This is a genomic window from Methanolobus bombayensis, from assembly GCF_017873415.1.
Taxonomy (GTDB): domain Archaea; phylum Halobacteriota; class Methanosarcinia; order Methanosarcinales; family Methanosarcinaceae; genus Methanolobus; species Methanolobus bombayensis.
Genome location: NZ_JAGGKD010000003.1, coordinates 139,394 through 160,386, shown reverse-complemented (window position 1 = coordinate 160,386; position 20,993 = coordinate 139,394). Strand labels below are relative to the sequence as shown.

Sequence of the window (20,993 nt, the reverse complement as noted above, 5' to 3'; positions counted from 1 at the left end):
GAGGTGTTTCAAAATGAGACAGAAAACAGGTGACTTTCATAAGAAAAAATCTTCAGTAGATGCTTTAAAGTCTCATATTAAATGTATTTCTATTAAAAACCTTGATAATACCTGGGTTAAGCAAAATAAGATAGATCTGGATTCATTAATGGAAGATAGGCATTATAGTGGCGATTTTAACAAATCTTCCAGGTCATTTTGGAATAATAATGAATAAATATCATTGTAATGTAACTTATTATGTGTTTTTTTAAGAGTGAAACTCTTATATATGTACCTGTATATACAAAAGTGTAATAAATGGGATTTTCTCATTATTCTTTCTGTGGCAAGTTCATATCTCTTTTCACCTTCTTGCTTTATAGATTGAAGTCAATTTATTATTACGCAAATCTATATTTTGATGTTCTAATGTAAAAATAAAAACTCTAATCCGTCTATTTATCGCAAGGTTTATTTACTAATAGTGCTGTACATAAATTTGTGTACCATCAACAACACGCAATGCGTGTGTGTTAGTACCACCCTATCCAACCCCCAACGAGGCATCCTTTTAAGGATGTCTCAACCCTGTTTTACATCTTTACAAAAGATGGACTAATTGTACTGTTAATGTACTGGTAAGGAAAACTGTTACTAAATACACTATTCAGCAGTTTATTAAAGGGTAAAATCCTTATATAGAAAATCGGCTATTAATGATTTGTTAAAAACAACTCATGCAGAGTTTTTTTGTAATAATAATAAATCACAAGGAGTGTTAATCATAAAAAGCATCTTTCAAAAGCTGGGTGTTTTCATAGAAAACAATACAATTCCAATAATTATGATCGCACTGCTTCTGATAATTATCTCTTTTCAGGGTGCTCAGTTAATCGGAATGGCTTCAGGTACGGATACCTTTGTCGATAAAAATTCAAAATTGTATCAGAATTTTGGCCACCTGTATCTGAACCTTTTTGGTACCGAGTCCATTGTAGTAATGGTTGAAGGTAGTGATGTCACGGAACCAGAGCTTTTGAAAGCTCTTGACAGAGCTTATCTTTCTGTCCAGAACATACCAGGTGTGGTGGAAGTGACTTCTCCATCGACTGTTATTAAAGAAGTTAATTATCAGATGACTGGCAGAAGTGCCATCCCGGATGATTCAGCAACCATCGATGAGATAATTGCTTCAACAATGCCTGATGTCCTGATGCCTGATGACACACATGCTGTAATGTCTGTTATCATGGAAGGTACTGCATCAGATTCCACAAAGGAAGAGATTCTCAGGGAAACAGAAACTTCAATAGAGCTTGCAAATTTTCCTGCTGATTATAACGTAATCGTCACCGGAGAACCTGCATTCATGATAGCAATGAATGATGAGATGAATACAAGTATGGGTATACTTCTTTCATTGTCTGTTGTTCTGATGGTCATAGTACTATATCTGGTGTTCAGGCATGTCAGGTGGAGATTACTTCCTCTGCCAGTAGTGCTGGTAGGTATTATCTTCACTTTTGGTGCAATGGGTTTTCTTGATATACCGATGTCAATGGTATCAATGTCCGCATTTCCGGTTCTAATAGGACTTGGTATTGATTATGCCATTCAGTTCCATAACAGGATAGAAGAAGAACTTGCACGTGGTGAAACCGAAGAAGAAGCTGTAATTGACACTATCAAACATACCGGACCTGCAGTGTTAATAGCTCTTATCATCACAGCTCTTGGCTTTTTCTCATTGTTCACGTCCACAGTTCCAATGATCCAGGACTTTGGAAAGCTTCTGATGATAGGAATAGTGATGTGTTTCATTTCCTCTCTTTTCCTGGGAGTCACTGTAATTTACGGATTTGATATACTCTCTAAAAAGAACATACTCGGAAGACTTGGTTTTAAAAAGAAATCTTCACATCATGAAACTCATGCTGCAGTAACTATTGTAGAAGAACAAGAACCTGATTTTCTTGAAAAGAGCCTTAAGGCAATTTCTACGTTTTCAATGAAAAACCCTGTTCTTGTTCTATCCATCGCAGGTCTTCTCTGTGTTGGTGGTCTTTATGTAGATAATCTTGTAGGTATCCAGACTGATACTGAAACCTTTGTTCCGCAGGATATGCCTGCGCTTCTTGATCTGAATCATATGGGGGAGATTCTCGGAGGGGATGACCAGTTAAATCTGATCATTAAGACAGATAATAATGCTGATCCTGAGCTTCTGGAATGGATCGATGAGTTCTCTGAACATGAAGTTGCTGACAGAAGCCATATACAGGGCTCGTCAAGTATAGTCGATGTAGTCAAAGAAGCAAACTCCGGTGAGATTCCTGATAGCTCTGAGAAAATACAGGAGATATATGATCAGCTTTCTGAAAGAGAAAGAGAGGCATACCTTGAAGGAACTACAATAACCCTTCTGAACTTAAACATCGGTAATGCAATGAGTGAACTTGGTCTTGAAGGTATAGAAGCTCTTTCTGACATTGTGAAAGAGGATCTTCTCTGGATGGCTCCCCCTCCGGGTGTGCATATCACTATAACCGGTAACTCCATGGTTTTTGTAGGGGTAATATCTGCTCTGACTTCAGGCAGAGTCTTTATGACAACGCTTGGTATTGTTCTGGTATTTGCCGGTCTCCTTGTAATTTACAGAGATCTTCTCAAGGCTCTTACGCCTGTTCTGACCATGGCTGTAGTTGTGGGATGGTCCGGTGGGATCATGTATTATACAGGAATGGAGTACACACCGATGACTGCAACACTTGGCGCATTGATCCTTGGTGTTGGTTCGGAATATGCCATTCTTATGATGGAACGTTATTTTGAGGAAAGGGACAAAGGTGCCGGTCCTGAAGAAGCCATGCAGGAAGCAAGTGTTAAGATAGGAAAGGCAATTGTTACATCAGGTCTTACAACTGTGTTTGGTTTCTCTGCACTCATAGCTTCCCCATTCTCAATAACCAGCAATTTCGGAGTTATCACAGTAATGGATGTTATACTTGCATTGCTTGCAACTTTTGTGATTTTCCCTCCGGTTATAGTTACTCTGGATAAATACAGGGAAAAGAGGAGGCACTTTATTGAATCGCACAACACTTCCGGTTCAGGTGCAAATAGTATTTTAAAAAGCATTCAGGAGGCAATTACCCAATGAATGTGAGATATGGTAATATAAGTGGTTTTAAAAAATGTACTATTCTTATGGTGGTATGTATTCTGCTTTCTATTGCTTTTGTAGCTTCAGTACCCTCTGTAGCTGCGAAAGAATACCTGCCTCCTACATATGAATACACGAATAATTTCTACAAGTCCTACGGTGAGCCGGATATATCCGCCTCAGTGCTGGGCGACACAGAACTTGAACGAGGAGAAACTGCAACTCTTAAGGTTGTCCTTGCAAACCGTGGTGTTATATATGGTATCAAGGCTGACCAGGGCGTCGGCACATCAGAATACGATCATGAGCTCTCCCTGACAGAACTGGAGTATGAGACTCAGAGGACAATCGCATATGGTTTAAAGGCGAGCCTTGTATCGTCAATTGATATGGTAGATGTTGATCCTGAAACAAGCAGTCATACTCTGGAAGCACTATATCCGGGAGTTTTGCCGGAACATCCAATGGAGTTCACCATAACCCTATCAGAGGATATTCCTGCAGGTGTTTATGTTCTGGAGTTGCCTCTGAGTTATGAGTATCAGAGCGATGTCAGAATGACGTCAGGTGAAGCCATAAGACTTGGTAAGCCTGATCTTGATCATGCAAGTTTTTACACCAATGTGGAAACAACTCTTAAGATACCAATTATAGTTAAACCCGAAGCAAAATTCGAGATAACAAATGTTAACGGATCTCTTGTTTCAGGTGGTACAAGTGTTGTGAATGTTACATACACAAATACCGGTGAGCTTACTGCAGAAGATGCTATTGCCAGAATTATTGCAATGAAGCCTCTTAGCACCACACGCTCAACCAAGAGTCTTGGAACAATGGAACCCGGTGAAAGCAGAACTGCTACTTTCATAATAAGTTCTGACACAGGCACACTGGCAAAGAGTTATGGTATCGATAGTGAGATCAAATATATCGATGAAGACGGTGAAGATACTTTCTCTTCAGGCACGATAATAAACCTGCCACTGGAGGAACCTGAAAGACAGATAAATGTAACAGGTCTTGCTCTTGCCGGAATTTTCGTAATAATAGTAGTATTGATTGTTAAAAGTAAAAGGAAAAACGAGTCTGATGACAATTAAGAGGGATGCTTATGATTAGGAATATTAACTTTAAAACGGTGGTTTCAGTATCATTGATCCTCGGCTTACTCTTTGTATTACCGGTGGGCGCTGATGATACTATGTCCACAATGGATCTGGAATTACCTGATTTCTTCAATTTTGATGAGAACTATTACACAGTTTACGGTGGCCCGGATGTATCTGCCACCCTTGTAGGGGACAACGAATATTCAAGGGGTGATGAGGTTACCCTTAAGATCAACCTCATGAATAAAGGTGTTATTACCGGTTTCAAGTCTGAAGAGGACGATGATCCTGTATCAGAGCTTGACCAGAAAATACAGCAAACTGAAATGGGCTATGAGGCTCAGAGAACAACAGCTATTGGTATTGTTGCTATCCTGACTTCCGATGATCCGAATATCAGAGTAAAGTCAGGTGCTCAGGAAGCAGGAACCCTTGCATCAGGTGAACAGACATCTGATCCACTTGAATTCAATATTGAGTTATCAAAGAACGCACCTGCCGGTGAGTATCCACTAAACCTGACACTTTACTATGGTTATCAGGAAAACGTGCAGATAAATGGTGACAACGAAACTGATCTTGGTATCACTAATATGGAAGTAGGTCTCTGGTATGCAGTGGGCCAGCAAATGGACCAGGTAAGTGTCATTGTTGATGAAGAAGCTGATTTTGAAGTCACAAATGCCACCGGAGAACTTGTTCTTGGAGAAGAGGGAATTATCCGTGTTGTCTACAAGAACGTTGGAGAGGAAGCTGTAAAAGATGCAACTGTGAGGATAAGTGCTGATGATCCTTTCAGTACAACAGATGACCAGTCCTTCATTGGCTCTCTTGAACCCGGGGAGTCGGCAGAAGCTGTTTTCAAGATAAGGGTTGACGAGACCGGTGTCGCAAAGACATATGCCATTAACAGTGAGATAAAATATGAAGATATGGATGGTCATAGCCAGACTTCCGATACTGTGAAGATAACAACTGAAGTTCTTCCGACAGGTTCATCTGACTCTGGTTCAGGAGTATATATGGGTGTTTTTGTAGTTCTCATTGTTGTAGTTGTTGCTGCAATGGGTGCTAAGAAATTCCTTGCGAAAAAAGAAGAAGATAAATGATCTTCTTCTATTTTTTATAATTTTCAGGGGCAATATTCATGATTATCACATCTCTTCAGAATCTCGGTTTCACTTCTTATGAAGCAAAGGTTTACGTGGCTCTAGTCAGAAATGGGAACGCTACGGTTTCAAAATTACATGATGATTCCGGCGTACCTAATTCTGCAATTTATGGTGCTTTGAAAAAGCTGGAGAAAAGAGGAATCATTGAGTTCCAGAACACAAAACCAATGCGTTATCGATGTATTCCGCCGGAAGATGCTCTTTCCAAGCTGAAGAATGATTATGCAGAGGAATGTGATATTGCCTTTGAAAAACTGAATGAAATATATGGTGAATCTGCAAGTGAAAGAACAGAGGAACTGATCTGGAGTATTAGTGGTGTCAGGAATGTTACCTGTAAAGTCATCCAGATGCTTGAAGGTGCCAAAAAAGATATCCTGATACTGGCCTCTTCAACTCCTTTCAGGACAATTGCAGAGAAGCATGCATCCCTCAAAAAAGATTATACTACTATAATAGGCATTCTGAACAAAAAATCAGGTGATGAAGGTGTTTCTGTCAGAATTATCAGTTCCTGTGAGGATGAAGCAAAGAAAATGAATAATTTGATTCCTCTGGCTACTGTACGTGTAAATTCCCTTGAGAATGCCCAACCTGGATTCAAGAGTTTTGTAATTGTTGTTGATAATTCGGAAATGCTTGTTGACATACTGAAAGATGGAGAAGGAGATGCCGATCTCTCTGCAGTATGGACAAATGGTGCAGAGTTCTCTGCCACAATTTCCCATCTGTTAAGTGCTAAATGGGAACTATCTGAAAAATATATGCTGTGAGGCTCAGATCTTGGGTGTTAACAAACTCAATATTAAAACTCTGTTCTTTGTATCTTTTCTTTTCATTTCATTCCTGGTAGTTCCTGCTTCTGCAGTTGATACGGTGACATTCGATCCGGTTACACAGTATCGGTCGGTTTATACTACAGGTTCACTGGGATTTTCAGTTTCTACAACAGAGGCTTCGGATATTGTGTGGTTGCTTAATGATGTAGTAGTAAAACAGAGTCTCTCATCGACCTTTTCATCATATTCTTTATCTGAGGATGAAGCTGCAACTTATAATTTAACAGCAGTTGTGTCCGGGTCAACAGAGACCCGGCGTAAAACCTGGACTGTAAATGTACTGCAGGCTTTCAATGTCAGTTTTTCACCTGATGATACTGTTATTAGTTCAAGACTTGACCGTGAGCCTGTTTTCCGGTTAAATGTAAGTGAGAAGTCTGATGTGCTCTGGTATCTTGATGATTATCTGATAAGCAGCTATTCTGATGTTTGTAATGCCAGTTATGTACCTGATCTTTCTGAAACGGGGAATTACAGTGTTGAGGTCCATGTTTCAAATCCTAATGGAAGTATATCGAATCAGTGGTACTGGGTTGCCACACCAACTCCTTCCCAGATAATTTCAGGTGGAAGCGGAGGTGGCAGTTCTTCAGGTTCTGTTTCTTCCGGTGAGGATTACAAAAATATTCTTGTAAAGGAAGTGAACATGCAGGTGGTCAACAAAAACGTGCTCACTGCATTTTCATTTACGGAAAAGAGTAATCCTATAAGTTCTCTGGAATTTACATCATCTGTCAATGCAGGCTATGTACGCATGTCACTTGAAGTATTGAATGACCGTTCATCTTTTGTATCTGAAGAACCGGATGCTGAGGTCTACTATTATATAAATATCAATCCTGATAGAACAGGTCTTGATAACAAGATAAGTGATACCCGTATTTTCTTCAATGTCAGTCAGAAATGGATAGATGATAGCAATATTGATATTGATTCCATACGTTTGAACCTGTTCAGTGGACATGGATGGAAAATATTCCCTGCCAGGACTATTGCAGGATCAAATGCGTCAGAAAATTCACACTCCAACATCACTTTTGTTTCAACAACCAATGCTTTTGGTAATTTTGCAATAACCGGAAAGGTAAATACAAGTTCTGAGGATGACATGGTTGTCATTGATATGGGTGGTGATTCTACGACTTCTTATATTGAAGATTCCAGTTCCGATGAAGACAAAAACACCTCAGGTTCAAAAGACATCCTTGATTCTGTACTTAAATCCATGAAAGACTTATTTATAAAAAGAAATCCTGTAAACACTTAAATTTCTGCAGGGAGAATAAATGGCACTGACAACTAATTCTAAGGTTTGGAGCATAATGCTCATTGTATCTGTGTTCCTGACTATTTTCTTTGCAGTGTTATTCTACTTTGAGGATATCTTCATCGTCTTAATAATTGGAAGCATACTCGTACTCCTTACAGATAGTATTCTTATAGAGTTTAACCGGTATTTTGGTCATAAGTCTCTCTGGGCCAGAAGAATTTATGCCATATCTCTTGTTTTTGCGGGTATATTGCTAGTTGGATTATTACTAGTGGGGCAATTGTCAGACATGAATTCCCTTGTAAGCTCACAGGAAGAGTACGAATCAGGTATTACCAGTCTCTTTTCAACCTATGGTTATCTTCTTTCTTCACCGGATAATGGAAATATGGGGCCAATGATGGGTGAAGGTCCTGCAGGAACTCCTTCTGGTAACATGAGTGAAAATATGAGTGCTGGTTTGAATAGCGATATGGCTGCAGGTCCATTGATATCCAGCGAGGATATACAGTCAATTGGAGATTATATCTTCAATTTCTTCTCATCGCTTATTTCAAAATTATCATATTTTGTATTCACCGGTCTGTTGATCATACCAATGATGTTCCGCCTTTATTTTGCAAAGAAAAATGTGATAGTTGCTGAAATTGTTGATTTCTTCCCATTAAAGTATCAGGACTGTGTTTCATCTTCAATAATGGATATAGGTATGCGTCTTAGGGATTATTTCTCTGCCAAGATACTTGAAAGTGTGATAGTAGGACTTATCTGTTGCATTGGATTTTATCTGGCAGGTATCAACGGATGGTTTTTCCTTGGTGCGCTTGCAGGTTTACTGAACATAGTGCCTTATATTGGTCCGGTGGTGGGTGCAATTCCTGCCGTAATAATAGCTTTTATTGTGAGTCCGACAACCGCACTTTATGCGATAATAACAGTCTTGATCGCTCAGGCTGTTGACAACCTGTACCTGATACCTTATATGATCGCAGGAAAGGTTGATGTAAATCCGTTGTTAAGTGTTTTACTCACACTTATATTCGCTGACATGCTTGGTGCACTGGGTATGATACTCGCCATACCTGTATATATTATTTATAAGGTAGTGCTAACTGAGTTCTATAATGAACTTAGAAAGATATATCCCGATGAATATGATTCTTGATCATGTTTTTTTTTAAAAACCCAAGCACACCACTTTCTTTTTGACAATGTTAACGGGTGTGAAGATTTAATGGCTCTGTCATGCGTTTTTACTGTTAAACGGCAAGCTTGATATAGCAGTTGTGTGTAATAAGTGCACATCCTAAAAACTAATATTTTTTTCTTTTACAGGAGATTCCATAATGAACAACGAAGATATCCAGAAATATGGTAACGAACTCAAAGAAATACTTCAAATGACTACATCTCCGGTTGCTGTTCACCTTGTCAGAGCTGAAGAAGAAATCCCGGAAGACATTCCACATATCGGTGAAACAACCAGGCACTGCCAGATGGTAGACAACGTAAGAAGACTTGGTACACAGTTCTATTCTACAATCGATGATCAGATGTGCAAGGGTGGTGCATCTGTAATGGGTCTGGCTGAAATGAGTCCTAAACTCAGATCCGGCGAGGTTTACTACAACCTGAACCATTTTGCATCAATTGACTCTGCAAAATCAACTATGGAAAAAGTCCCAATGGTAGAAGCAAATTCTGTAAAGGCTGTTGTCTATGCTCCTCTTGAAAAAGCCACATTCAAGCCCGATGTTGTTCTTATTATTGCAAAACCAAAACAGGTCATGGAGCTTTCACAGGCTTTACTGCACAGAGAAGGAGGACGTGTAAATGCAGGATTTGCAGGTAAGCAGAGTGTATGTGCAGACGGTGTTGCATATCCATATCTTACAGGTGAGGCAGGAGTAACTATCGGTTGCAGTGGAAGCAGGAAATACACAGAGATACAGGACGAAGAAATGATAATGAGTGTGCCTGTAGATATGCTTCCACACCTTGTGGAATCTGCAAAATCAATGTTTGGCACTTACGCCTGTTAAAACCAGTTAAATATTTTTGTTCAGTACAATCAATGTACTGAATTCTCATTTTTTCATCTATCAGTTTATTTTGTAGTATTTCTTTTCCTCAACAGCATTTTCCTTTATGCTTTGAGATGAGAGCATCCTGTCGATGATGGGTTTAAGTTCTTTGTCATTGATTCCAAGGGATGCAGATATCTGTTTGAATGTACAGGGTCTTCGCATAATAAGATCATAAACCTCTTCTTCGATGTTACCATGTTTCATTTTTGAGCGGGATTTTTTAACTCCTTTAAGCACCAGTTTTACACGCTCTTTTCCAAATACATTTTCAAACTCCATGGCAATTTGTTTTAACCTGTTTTCAGGAACCGGAACAATATAGTCTTCTGCGGGAGGTCTGCTGACTGTAAGGATCTCTATTTCATCCGGATCAATTTCTAACAGGACTTCTTTTAATCTATCAATCTCTTTTTCTGTATGGTTGACAGGAAAATCCATGTTAGCATTAACAAGCATCACTTCAATACCGAGAATCGGACGTTTGTCCATTTTTCTGATCTCTTTAAGTCCGTTGATTATGTTCTCAAGTTCAATGCCTTTGGCAGGTCTGTTAATAGCCCTGAATGTTTCTTCGTAACCGGAAACAAGAGTTGCTACTACAAGATCAGTTTCTGATAAATTCTCGCGTACAGTTTCTTTGTCAACAAGTGATGAATTGGTAATTACACAAATCGGATGAGGATTTATTTCCTTAATTCCTCTGATCATCTCTCCAAGTGCCGGGTTTAATGTAGGTTCGCAAGTACCGGAAAAAGTGACGTAATCAAGGTCTTCAATGTTTTTGTGATAGGAACGCAAGCTTTCAATTACTTCTTCAGATGCTACCAGACCTTTTACATCAGTATTTCCTGTTATCTTTTTGGGAACGTGTCCGAGCTGGCAGTAAACACAATCAAAGTTACAGTTTTTCTTAGTATCAGGTGTTTTGATTATGTCAATACCAAGGGACCTTCCAAGCCTTCTGGAAAGAATTGGACCATAAATGATTCTTTTTGTCATGGCAGGTCATTCCAGGTTCATATTTTACTGCTGGTTCATAACTCAATCCAATATCCGGCAAATATCTTCTGAAATTTATCAGGATACATTTTTCTGATAACATCTTTGTGTGATGTGCAATGTCCTGCTCCTATGAGTTGCATGTCTTTGAACGAGCCGTATTCCTGGCTGTCATGCAACCCTCCGATTATTCCCTTTATTTTGCCAAAAGAAGATGCAGCTTCTAATATTAAGAGCAGTCCAGGATGGGCACACCCTGTAAGGACATAATTTCCGGACTCACACTCAAGCACCAGTGATTGCTCTTTTATGCCGGTTCCGGGTTTTTCTAATTCGCCTGTTGTGTGTATTTTATCGCAGATTTCCTGCGGTGAAGTTACTCCATACAATTTCCTTTTAATTCGTGAGGTGATCTCTTTTTTAAGACGGGGAGAGAATGCTGACGGGACATATACATCGACATTTGGATTTACGTTGAGGAAAGTTGTAACTCCACCCACATGATCCCAGTGCTGGTGTGAGAGCACCAGTGTATCGATTATCTGCGGATCAATTGCTAGTTTTTCCATATTTTCAAGAAGCAAGTGTCCGTCCCAGCCGGTATCAAACAGTATATTATTACTTCCTGTTTCGATAAGGCAGGCAAATCCCCACCCACACTTCAAACCTTCTCCTGCTTCATTATCATAAATAATTGTGATTTTCATACTGGTCCCTCAGTCTGTTATTCCGAAAACTTTCTTCAGGTAATATCCTGAGTAGATGGCTCCTGCCGGATTGTGTGCAAGGACACGGTCCTTGACGATGAAAGTGGTAACCGGGGCTGCTGAATGTTGTGTGAAAAGTATGTCATGTCCTATGCACAGACCTATGATGATATTGAGCTCTGTTCCTTTCTTTTCAAGCATCATTGCCTGGCCTATGGGGTTGCAAGTTGGATCAAATGATTCCGGGTGTAATTTTTCAAGGCCGTATTCTTCTTTGTTGATTGCGGAAACCTTGCAGCATACGGAGTATACTTCAAAATGCTTTTCCAGGATTTTTTCTATTATTTCTGCTTCTTTTTCCATACCTACACAGAAAGCAAGTCCGAGCTTTTTGTAGGCCATTTTCTGTGCATAAAGGATTATTTCTTCAAGCCTTGTTTTCTGCATGTAATACTGTGCTTCGATGGCAGCAGACGTCTTCATCGACTTAAGTTCGTTTCCTTCATAACAGATATCATCGGTTATGCCTGCACAATCCTTGCCTTCACGGCACATTTTATCATCGCAGTGTGCACATTTCATTCAGAAACCACCAGTGACCTGAAGCCAGATCCTATGGGATGTGATATTCTCTCATATGAGATAAAATGTATGGTGGCTTAACCTTCAGTGAAAGATTTATGATGTCACTTCTTTCTTGCTTTTTCCATTGGTCCGTCGTTTATCTTTTCAAGTGAATCGATCATCCTTTCCAGATTCTGATAGGGTATTCCGGCTATCATTTCATCATTTTCAATGTCTGTTGCACGACGACAGCCATAGCAACCAAGACTCATGTTCATTTTACCACTGGTTATTGGTATTATGGTGGAATCCACGCATGTTGCCTGGAATGCTGCAGTACTGAACGCCTGCCTTCCGCCCTCAAAAAATGTAGCTGCAGGAATAAGCCAGTATAGTGTTTCAGGTAGATCAACAAGAATAACAATATCTGGTTCATTTTCGAAGTCTTTCAAAGGACCAACAACTGTGGCAATTGTGCTTTCTTCTTCGAATTCTGACCGCTGGCATATCATATTTGCCGCAGCATCGGAGCAATCAAACATTCCAAGGTTCGAATGAAAATCTCCTTCCTTGACTTTAGCAGGCAGCGGTACAAGTCCAAGACTTGATGCACCAACCATGCATGCATGTTTGTCTGCAGGAATTACAAAAGAGTCTCCTTTCCTTGCTCTCATTATTGACTGGCAGTGTCGGATGTTTTTTTCAGGTTCATTGAACCCTTCCGGGTTCTTTTCGCCTTTCTTTATTACCTTTACAGCAACCGGCTCATGTCTGAGGTCAAGCAGCTTTACGAGTTTGTCTGATATCTCGGCATTATCCATGTTTCCAACTCCTCATAAACCTTTGTTAATAGTAGTTTGGTACACTGCTTATTTACTGGTTTCGATGAGTTCGTGCTTAATGATTCATCTATTACTTGATTATTTTTGCAGTATATGACAAAATAGTCACTATGAGTTTATTTTTCTGTATATTATAAGTATGCTTTATGATGCTTTTTTTTCTACAATAATATGTAATAATATATAGTTTATAATATGCTTTCTTTTTTCTATTTATTATTCAAATAACATTAATTTTTATTATTAGTTCTATTCATAGTGTTTTATGTTAAAAATTATTGTGGGTTAATTTTTGGATAAGTGCCAACTTTATACGTAAGTTTATATATTATCACGTGGTAGTATTTTTCAGGTTCCATTAAGGAGGTAGAACAAATGGATGCAATAATCATCGGCGGTTTTTTAGGAAGTGGAAAGACTACAACGGTAATAAATATAGGTAAAGAACTGGCTGAAAGAGGCCACACAGTAGCTATAATTGTGAATGAGGTAGGAGAAGTAGGTATAGATGGGGATTTGATCTCTAAATACGGACTTGACACCAAGGAAATAACAAATGGATGTATCTGCTGCACATTGAAGCTAAATATGAAAACGACACTTACTGAACTTTATCACTCATACAATCCTGATTATATTCTGGTAGAGCCTTCAGGTATTGCTTTCCCGAACCTGATCAAAAAAGAACTCGAACTAATGAACTTCGGGGATAATATCAGGGTGGCACCTCTTGTGACCCTGATAGATGGAAGTCGGTTCAAGGAAATTATGAAATCAGTCAAAGTTTATGCATTGAGACAAATAGAAGATGCTGAGATTCTGGTAATTAACAAAGCAGACCTTGTGAAACCCATCAAAATGTCTGTACTTGTGGATTCAGTACAACAGCTCAATTCCAGCGCAAAGGTCATTAATATGTCATCCCGCTCAGGAGACGCAGGCTTCAGTGAACTTATGGAAATGATAGTGCCATACGAAACTGAAGGAATTGATGTTCCTGCAGATCATGGAAATGAACAGACTGTTCCTCTCTGGGAAAATATGGATGTAACAGAAGGTACAGGCCATCATGAACGTTCTCATGAAGACCATCATGAGCACCATCATTACGGCCATCATACCCATTATGACAGTGAAAGTTCCGGACTTGCTTCTTATGCAAATGATTACAGGATACTTGAGGATGACATTGATCGCGAACTTGCCAGACAGATCACACTGGAAATTGCTGAAAGTGTTAAGGGTTCAATTATGAACTTGAGTCCGGAGTTTGTAGGTCATATTAAAATGTTCTTGGAAGTTCCGGATGAAACTGTAAAGATCAGCATCACTTCACATGCCGAAAGCCCTTCTATGAATATAATAGAAACAACTGCACATTCCGGTCCGAGGTTTAAGATACTCACAGCGGTTTCAGGTTTGAATGAAAATGAACTTGTAAATCTGGTGGATGAGAATGTTGAAGCCGCTTTCAGTAAAAGGAATATGACTTCCCAACGTTTGCACGATTCTCATGACCACGATCACCATCATCACGATGACGACCATGAAGGCCACCATGATCACCATCACAGTCATGAACATAAATATCATCACAGTGAGCTGGAAGAGGATATGGATGATATCTACGATCACGATCTGACAGGATGCGGTGCAGAGGGGAGCGATTGTATCCTATGATTCTTTTTAAAGATTGTATCTATTTCGGAAATGGTATTTCACTAAATTATTCAACTGAACTTATGAGGGTCTGAATGAAAATAATAATTGTAAGTGGTTTTTTGGGAAGTGGTAAAACAACTTCTATAATCCGAATGGGAAATCATTTTAAAAATAAAGGTTACAGCGTGGCAGTGCTTGTAAATGATATCGGTGATGTGGGTGTGGATGGTCAGGTCATTAGTAATAATGGACTGAAGTCAAAAGAGATTCCAAGAGGCTGTATTTGCTGTACATTAAAATATGCCCTTGAAGCTAATATTTCTCTTGTTCAGGCACAATTTGACCCTGACATTCTCCTGATAGAACCTACAGGAGTTGCTTTCCCTCTGAGGGTCAAAGAGCAGATCGAAAAGATGGAGTTTGGCCCTGAAGTAAGTATGGGTCCGATTATTTCGTTGATAGATGGCAGTAAATTTGGAGAGCTAATGGAACATTCCGGTGATGCGATTATAAAGCAGGTCCAAAATGCTGATATTGTTGTGCTTAATAAACAGGATCTGCTGGAACGTGATCAACTTGCTGAAATTAAATATGCGATAAAAGGTTTTAATCCGGATTCCATTCTTTTTACTCTGTCAATGGAAGCTGATGATGGAAGTTTTAATTCGTTTATGGACGAGATCGAATCTTCTGTTGTCACAAAAGGTGAGCATGCTCCTATGCATGGTATTTCTGATTCATGTAATACTGTATGTGATGATGAGTTCGATCATTTCAATGTTGGCAGTTATGCAGGTTCTTATGAGGTAAATAGTCTTCTGGATGGTGAAGCAGCATCCAAGCTGGTTCTTGATGTTATGCATTCTGTCAGAAACGGTATTATCGATATCAATCCACGGTTCCTTGGACATTTGAAAATGTTTCTCCACACGGGTTCTGTGGGTCTGAGGGCCAGTGTGACATCTTATAAGGATCAGCCAAAGCTGGAGTTTGTAGTTTCACAAAATGAGGATCACGGAAGTAATTTCACCGTCTTTGCAGCGGTCACGGATGTTGCAAGGGATAATCTTGCGGATGTTATTGAGAATGTCGTTATTTCTAAATACGGACAATTCAGTATTTCTGTGTGAAAACAGGTAATACTAATGTTGTGTCTAATCTTCCCTAAAAAAGAGGTGTGAAGTCGCTTTATTTATTTAAAGCGCTTCCTGTACTCTCTTGAAAATAAGGTCTGCAATAAGCCTGTCACTGCCAAGAGGTTTTGCGTAAACTATCTTTACTTTGTGCCCGTCGAATTCAACCTCTCCTTCATTAGTCTCCGGATCAAGTTCAAGGAATTCAGGAATATCTTCAGTGAGGTGAACTCCGGATGCCATGAATACGGGTGTTGCAGCGATTTTTGTCACACCTGTACCTTCAAATGACATTAGTGCTTCTCTTACTTTTGGTTCACTGTGTTCTACGAAGCCTGTTTTTATAACGTATTCCGGATTACTTTCTGCGATTATGTTTGAGATTTCAGTAACAACTTGGTTGTTGTATGGTAATCTGCTGCCGTGTCCGATAATCAAAAGTCCTATTTTTTCATTCATGATGTAACCTTCTGTGTAAAATACCATTATCAATAAGGTATATATGTATTTGCAAAATAAACACGTGTGAATCAAAATTTATCCAGACATAATGCAAAACATTGTAGTTTTCAGTAGTACTATAATATGATTATTGGACCCGGTTCAAAATTTCTGGTTCTTATAAGTTTCAGGGTCTTGATTTTGATGAAATATCCACCAAAATCACAAAAACAATTTCCATTATAAGATTAAATGGAGATATTGCAAAAAAAGAATATATTAAAAAAGATGACTGTGCCAGTGACACAGCTTAAAGGACTTCCTGTGCTCTCTTGAAGATGAGGTCTGCAATGAGCTTGTCGCTTCCAAGAGGTTTTGCGTATACGATCCTGACCTTGTTTCCATCAAGTTGGATCTCGCCTTCGTTTGTCTCAGAGTCAAGTTTGAGGATTGCAGGAATGTCTTTTGTGATGTGGATGCCTGATGCAAGGAATACTGGTGCTGCAGCGATTGTTGTTACACCTGTACCTTCAAATGACATGAGTGCCTCTTCTACTGTAGGCTCACTGTTCTCCATGAATCCTGCCTTTACCACATATTCAGGATTGTTCTCTGCGATCATGTTTGCGATTTCAGTAACAACCTGGTTGTTGTATGGTAATCTGCTGCCGTGTCCAATAGCTAAAATTCCGATTTTTTCACTCATGATATAAACCTTCTTTTTTGTATGAAGTATTATTCTCAACTGTATTTGTGTTACGTTGCAGGGGTAGTAGTGTGGTTATGGGATATAATGGTTTTGATATTTTGATGCTGAAAATATGCTATAAAGATATGTTATAATCGGTACAACAAAATTATTTCATATTTATGTGCTTTTATCAATTTATTTGGCATGAATAAAGTATTAAATCCTGTTTTCTTTTTTATTAGTCTGTAATATTTTATTAATATCATTTAAAAATCACAATAAAATCAAAAAGATTATATAGTTAAATGATTGAGTTTATGTACAAAATTATTGACTTGTGGGACAATAATTTCAATTAGAGGTTGGTGTGAATTGGAATTGTTGCAATAAGCCATTATTTTGGGGTTGAATCATGAAAACACGCGATATATTAGTCGAAACTATACTTTGTTTCTTTATTCTTATTTCTCTTATTTCGAACGTTTCTGCAGTAGATGTAAACATCGAAGGTGATCTGCCTGATGAGGCCAGGGAAGGAGATATCGTTGAATATTATCTGACAATCTCCAGTATTCCTCAGTCTGCAGATTATATTTCGTTCGAGACCGATCTTGAAGCATATGGAAATAATCCTCTTTACAACTTTACGGAATTCAATATTACCAGCAATTCCAACAACTATGTCCTGAACCTGAATGACAGTGATGAAGAAGTCCTCGTTCACATACAGGGTAAAGTTCCTATTGTCAGGGAAGTTGTCCAGACTGATAAAGTAACTCTCATAAAACTCGATGAAAAGAGAACAGGTTACGCTTACTATCGTTTTAATCTTCTCGATGATGAGAAGAACAGTCTGAAGGACAGTGACACCAGGGTCTTTACAATAAACGTACCTGAGATTGAATCTTTTACAGGTAAAATGGACTCAATTGACGATCCTTTCTTCAGGAACTATCTCACAGATCTTTTTGACAAAGGACTTGTTCATGAAGCCAATGAACTTGCAGATCATCTGAACTCTCAGGAAGAGGGGCCAGAGATCTCTTTGTACCTGGCAGCAGGTGGAATTATATTTGCTCTTATCATTGGTACGATAATCGGTATCCGGTTAGGTAATCGTGATGATGACTACGAGGATGATGACATATGAGTAACGAAAAGATCATACCACCACTTCAATTACCTACTGATATGACAATAGTTGGTGTTGGCGGTTGTGGAAAAAGACTGACAATGGAAATATGCGATAATGACTGGTTCCTGAAACACTATTCTGCTGATGGAAGACGTCTGAAAGTATATACTATGGACGCCGATGCAAATGAGAAAGAAGGCGATGAGAAACGCATCTCACAGCTCAAAGATAAAATAGTCGAATGTGGAGCACAGGGCAGCATTGAAAGTAAGTTCTATTATTTGCCATCTCTTGCAAACATAAGCCAGGTGCCTGATCTTGCAAGCATGGAAATTGCTGAGAAGGTAAAGAACAAAAGGTCTGAACCTAAAGTGAAAACCTGGTGGCTCAACGATGACACGGAAGATGGTATTCTTTTTGAGGATCTTCTGAAGATCGATCATCTTGCAATGGATGATTTCGGTGGTGGAGTGCACCGCAGAAGAGCCATTTCCAAAGCTATATTCTACAAAGTCATAACGGAGGGCGAATCAAGTGGATTCCCAACTTTTTCAAGCAGGGGAAGTGTGGCAATCGTTGTAGGTCTAGGGGGTGGCACAGGTTCTGGTATGTTCATTGACCTTGCACGCTATATACGCTCATTTAAAGGAGATTCCACACAACTATGTCTTTTTGTTGTTCTCCCGACAACGCAGGAAGGAGAAAAAGAACAGCTTAATGCGTCTATTGCTCTCACAGAGCTTGAGTATCTCAATATGACCGAGAGGCTGTTCAACAATGTTATCGTCACATCTCTGGGTCCCACAGGATACAAGAAGGGTGAAGAGGCTCGTGCAGAGGTTCATGAGTTTGATGCAATGTTCCCCAATGTGTTTACTAATTTCTTCCACGTGGAAACCGGTGACATTAATATTAGTGATGTTAAAGGTTCATTCTCATCATTCATTTTTGCCAATTCTCATGTTATCGAATACCCGATAGAGGATCTCCGTGGACTTAAAAATCAGTATGAAGAAATTATCAACTCCCTTGAAATGATAACAATTTCAAGGAAAGAACTAAATCAGCAAGTATCTTCATTTTTGGAAAACCAGTATTCTTTTAAGGAAACTGCACCTACAAAAGAAAATTTTGAATATATCAAGAAAGAATACAGGAATATCGAAAATGTTCTCAAGCATGAGATTGGTAGCCTGCTCAATTATAAGAGTGTGGATACCATCGAATATTTCATCGCAAATCAGATTCCGGATGAAATGCAGATCGATAAAATAACTACTTTTGATGATATGGTCGAGTATCTGTCCAAGGTTAAGGCCGGTTCACAGAGTGTTGAGCCAAGCGAACTTACCGATGAAAATGATAAGAAACTGGCCAATCTTATACCTGAAAGTATTCAGGTTCTGGAAGAAACTGCTCATCTTTTCAGGAAAGTGTCCGGTGTAACTGAGGAATCCGCAAGGTCAACTCTTATTGATATGTTAAAAGGCAATCAGAATATGTCCTCTACCATCAGCAACATGAATGTCAAGGCCAAAAAGCTGAAAGATGAGATAAAGGAGCTTGAAAATCAGATCCTTGAAAAAGAAGAGGAAAGTGCCGGGGCAGAACTGCTTAGAGACCAGGTTGTCAAAAAAGCGGAGCAACGGCTCTATGACAATGAGAAAGAGATAGATCAGTATCTCACTATTAATCTTAAAGTCCAGTCACTGGATGAAAAGGAGAGAGACCTGAAAATGAAAATTGAGGAATTCATTTCCCAGGTTAAGAGTGGTGATATAAAGGCCAGAGATAAAAGTAGCTGGCTCAGGGCTTCCAATGTTTCTGCAATGCAGCAGGAGATCAAAGATATTTCCTACGAAATAGGAGACAGTTTTGATGGCCTGATCAATCTGATAGAATCCATAGCACTGTATTATTTCTATGAATCTGAAAAGAAGAAGCAGGAAAAAGGTGGAGGAATTATTGGATTCATCAAGGGTGACAAAAAGAAAAAGATTAGAAAGTATGAGGCAATGAAAAAGGAAAAAGAGGATTATATCAAATCCAATGCCAAATACTGGAACATACAGATCAACAGTCCTTTTGAATTCTATGTACCTGATGATTTCCTGAATAAAGGCCTGCACAAAAAAGCTTCAGATATCAAAAACCAGACTATTAATTCATTGTTAGGCGATGCAGGTAAAGATTCACTTAATTATGACAGGATAGATTCCATTTTTGACCAGACAGAGAGAAGTGAGCTGATAGGCTCTTTAAGAGAATTCCTGACAGAAATATATCTTAAAAAGGAAGGATATTTCCTGAAATCAAAATCCATTAATGAGGATATTGAAGCAGTCAAAGAAGAGATTGGTGAAAAACGCTCTCTTGCAGATATGATGGACCATGCTGAAGATCTCCATGAAAAGACATTCAGCTCCAGAAGAGACCTCAACAAACACTATGAGTCGTTCTATCATCACATGTCTTCTATCAATGAAAAGACAAAATCCAAGAATAAGACTGATAAGAGTCTTTACAGGACAAAGGTTGGAGAGATCAATCCGAAGATACTGTCCCTTATTGGCGAGATGTCTGACCTTACAAACCTTGACAACGATGACAACGGAATGAATGAGCTTAACAACCTGCTTTCCGAAGTGAAGGCTACATATCCTTCGTTGCTTGAGAATTATAAACTGGGAATACACAATCAGATGATTCCTATAAGCACCACTGAAAAGTGGACTTTCGGAAAAGTGGGTCTTGTGATTGGTTCACGTTCCTCATATATTTCATCGTCTGTTGTGAACAGTACGATATCCACAGATATCAATGCTATAATGTCACTGAAGAGTTCACAGGATGCCCGTGTAATAACTCATTCACATGCCAAACCATGGGAGGTAACTCTTACTCTCCTTGCAGCTACAAGTTTCCTTGACAACATCTCTCCACTGACCTCGGGCGGAGGTTACTGGAAGATATACGAACAAAGTAGTAACAATATCCTGCACCATGTACTGAAAATGCAGGATGGTGAGTATATTACCAGAAAGAAGTTGCTTGATGTGAAGTATGCCGGTGAGCTGGCGAACTCTGAAAGAGCCGGAGAAGATGTTGTTCCTGTAATAAAGGACCTTTACGAGACCAAAACCCTTCGTGAAGCACTTGAGTGAATATTCGGCTGGCAAACTTAAATAAAAAAGGTG

The 20,993-nt window shown here is 39.1% G+C and carries 18 protein-coding genes; 12 read left to right on the top strand and 6 right to left on the bottom strand.

What is annotated here, in order from left to right:
- Positions 1-13: 13 nt before the first annotated feature.
- The 8 genes from J2746_RS04740 to J2746_RS04705 all read left to right on the top strand — a co-directional run bounded on the left by J2746_RS04740 (position 14) and on the right by J2746_RS04705 (position 9,577).
- Complete coding sequence (locus tag J2746_RS04740; RefSeq protein ID WP_209617056.1) at positions 14-217, top strand: hypothetical protein; 204 nt, start codon at positions 14-16, stop codon at positions 215-217.
- 609 nt (positions 218-826) lie between these two features.
- Complete coding sequence (locus J2746_RS04735) at positions 827-3,142, top strand: efflux RND transporter permease subunit (RefSeq protein WP_209617549.1); 2,316 nt, start codon at positions 827-829, stop codon at positions 3,140-3,142.
- Positions 3,139-4,245, top strand: a complete 1,107-nt coding sequence (locus J2746_RS04730) for a COG1361 S-layer family protein (RefSeq protein ID WP_209617055.1) — start codon at positions 3,139-3,141, stop codon at positions 4,243-4,245. The genes J2746_RS04735 and J2746_RS04730 overlap by 4 nt, the downstream gene beginning before the upstream one ends.
- A gap of 11 nt (positions 4,246-4,256) precedes the next feature.
- Positions 4,257-5,363: a COG1361 S-layer family protein gene (locus tag J2746_RS04725; RefSeq protein WP_245249986.1), complete on the top strand. Its 1,107-nt coding sequence runs from the start codon at positions 4,257-4,259 to the stop codon at positions 5,361-5,363.
- A 38-nt stretch (positions 5,364-5,401) separates the two neighbouring features.
- Positions 5,402-6,199: a TrmB family transcriptional regulator gene (locus J2746_RS04720; protein WP_209617053.1), complete on the top strand. Its 798-nt coding sequence runs from the start codon at positions 5,402-5,404 to the stop codon at positions 6,197-6,199.
- A gap of 10 nt (positions 6,200-6,209) precedes the next feature.
- Positions 6,210-7,532 carry a PGF-pre-PGF domain-containing protein gene (locus J2746_RS04715; RefSeq protein WP_209617052.1) on the top strand — a complete coding sequence of 441 codons (1,323 nt, stop codon included), beginning with the start codon at positions 6,210-6,212 and terminating at the stop codon, positions 7,530-7,532.
- A gap of 19 nt (positions 7,533-7,551) precedes the next feature.
- Positions 7,552-8,700, top strand: coding sequence for an AI-2E family transporter (locus tag J2746_RS04710; protein ID WP_209617050.1), 1,149 nt, complete (start codon positions 7,552-7,554; stop codon positions 8,698-8,700).
- Positions 8,701-8,881: 181 nt separating this feature from the next.
- Positions 8,882-9,577, top strand: coding sequence for a DUF169 domain-containing protein (locus J2746_RS04705; RefSeq protein WP_209617048.1), 696 nt, complete (start codon positions 8,882-8,884; stop codon positions 9,575-9,577).
- Between the two features lie 60 nt (positions 9,578-9,637).
- Here J2746_RS04705 and J2746_RS04700 read toward each other — a convergent pair whose 3' ends face one another.
- From J2746_RS04700 to J2746_RS04685, 4 genes are all read right to left on the bottom strand, one after another.
- Positions 9,638-10,621: a radical SAM protein gene (locus J2746_RS04700; RefSeq protein ID WP_209617046.1), complete on the bottom strand. Its 984-nt coding sequence runs from the start codon at positions 10,619-10,621 to the stop codon at positions 9,638-9,640.
- Positions 10,622-10,656: 35 nt separating this feature from the next.
- Positions 10,657-11,328: an MBL fold metallo-hydrolase gene (locus J2746_RS04695; RefSeq protein ID WP_209617043.1), complete on the bottom strand. Its 672-nt coding sequence runs from the start codon at positions 11,326-11,328 to the stop codon at positions 10,657-10,659.
- A gap of 9 nt (positions 11,329-11,337) precedes the next feature.
- The gene (locus tag J2746_RS04690; RefSeq protein WP_209617042.1) at positions 11,338-11,910 is read right to left on the bottom strand and encodes a DUF1847 domain-containing protein; all 573 of its coding nucleotides are present in this window, start codon (positions 11,908-11,910) and stop codon (positions 11,338-11,340) included.
- A gap of 104 nt (positions 11,911-12,014) precedes the next feature.
- A complete protein-coding gene (locus tag J2746_RS04685) occupies positions 12,015-12,713 on the bottom strand; it encodes a DUF169 domain-containing protein (RefSeq protein ID WP_209617039.1) in 699 nt (232 codons plus the stop codon).
- 396 nt (positions 12,714-13,109) lie between these two features.
- Here J2746_RS04685 and J2746_RS04680 point away from each other — a divergent pair, with 396 nt between their 5' ends.
- Positions 13,110-14,414 (top strand): GTP-binding protein, encoded by a 1,305-nt coding sequence (locus J2746_RS04680; protein WP_209617036.1) that lies wholly within the window; start codon positions 13,110-13,112, stop codon positions 14,412-14,414.
- Positions 14,415-14,488: 74 nt separating this feature from the next.
- Positions 14,489-15,526, top strand: a complete 1,038-nt coding sequence (locus J2746_RS04675; protein WP_209617033.1) for a GTP-binding protein — start codon at positions 14,489-14,491, stop codon at positions 15,524-15,526.
- A 66-nt stretch (positions 15,527-15,592) separates the two neighbouring features.
- Here the strand turns inward: J2746_RS04675 and cfbA (J2746_RS04670) are convergent, their stop codons facing one another.
- Positions 15,593-15,988 (bottom strand): sirohydrochlorin nickelochelatase, encoded by a 396-nt coding sequence (gene cfbA, locus J2746_RS04670; RefSeq protein WP_209617029.1) that lies wholly within the window; start codon positions 15,986-15,988, stop codon positions 15,593-15,595.
- Positions 15,989-16,280: 292 nt separating this feature from the next.
- A complete protein-coding gene (cfbA, locus tag J2746_RS04665) occupies positions 16,281-16,676 on the bottom strand; it encodes a sirohydrochlorin nickelochelatase (protein ID WP_209617027.1) in 396 nt (131 codons plus the stop codon).
- Between the two features lie 397 nt (positions 16,677-17,073).
- Between cfbA (J2746_RS04665) and J2746_RS04660 the strand changes: the two genes are divergently transcribed.
- Together J2746_RS04660 and J2746_RS04655 are read left to right on the top strand one after the other, a co-directional pair.
- Positions 17,074-17,811, top strand: a complete 738-nt coding sequence (locus J2746_RS04660; RefSeq protein WP_209617024.1) for a hypothetical protein — start codon at positions 17,074-17,076, stop codon at positions 17,809-17,811.
- Positions 17,808-20,960, top strand: coding sequence for a tubulin-like doman-containing protein (locus J2746_RS04655; protein WP_209617021.1), 3,153 nt, complete (start codon positions 17,808-17,810; stop codon positions 20,958-20,960). Before J2746_RS04660 ends, J2746_RS04655 begins: the two co-directional genes overlap by 4 nt.
- Positions 20,961-20,993: the final 33 nt, after the last annotated feature.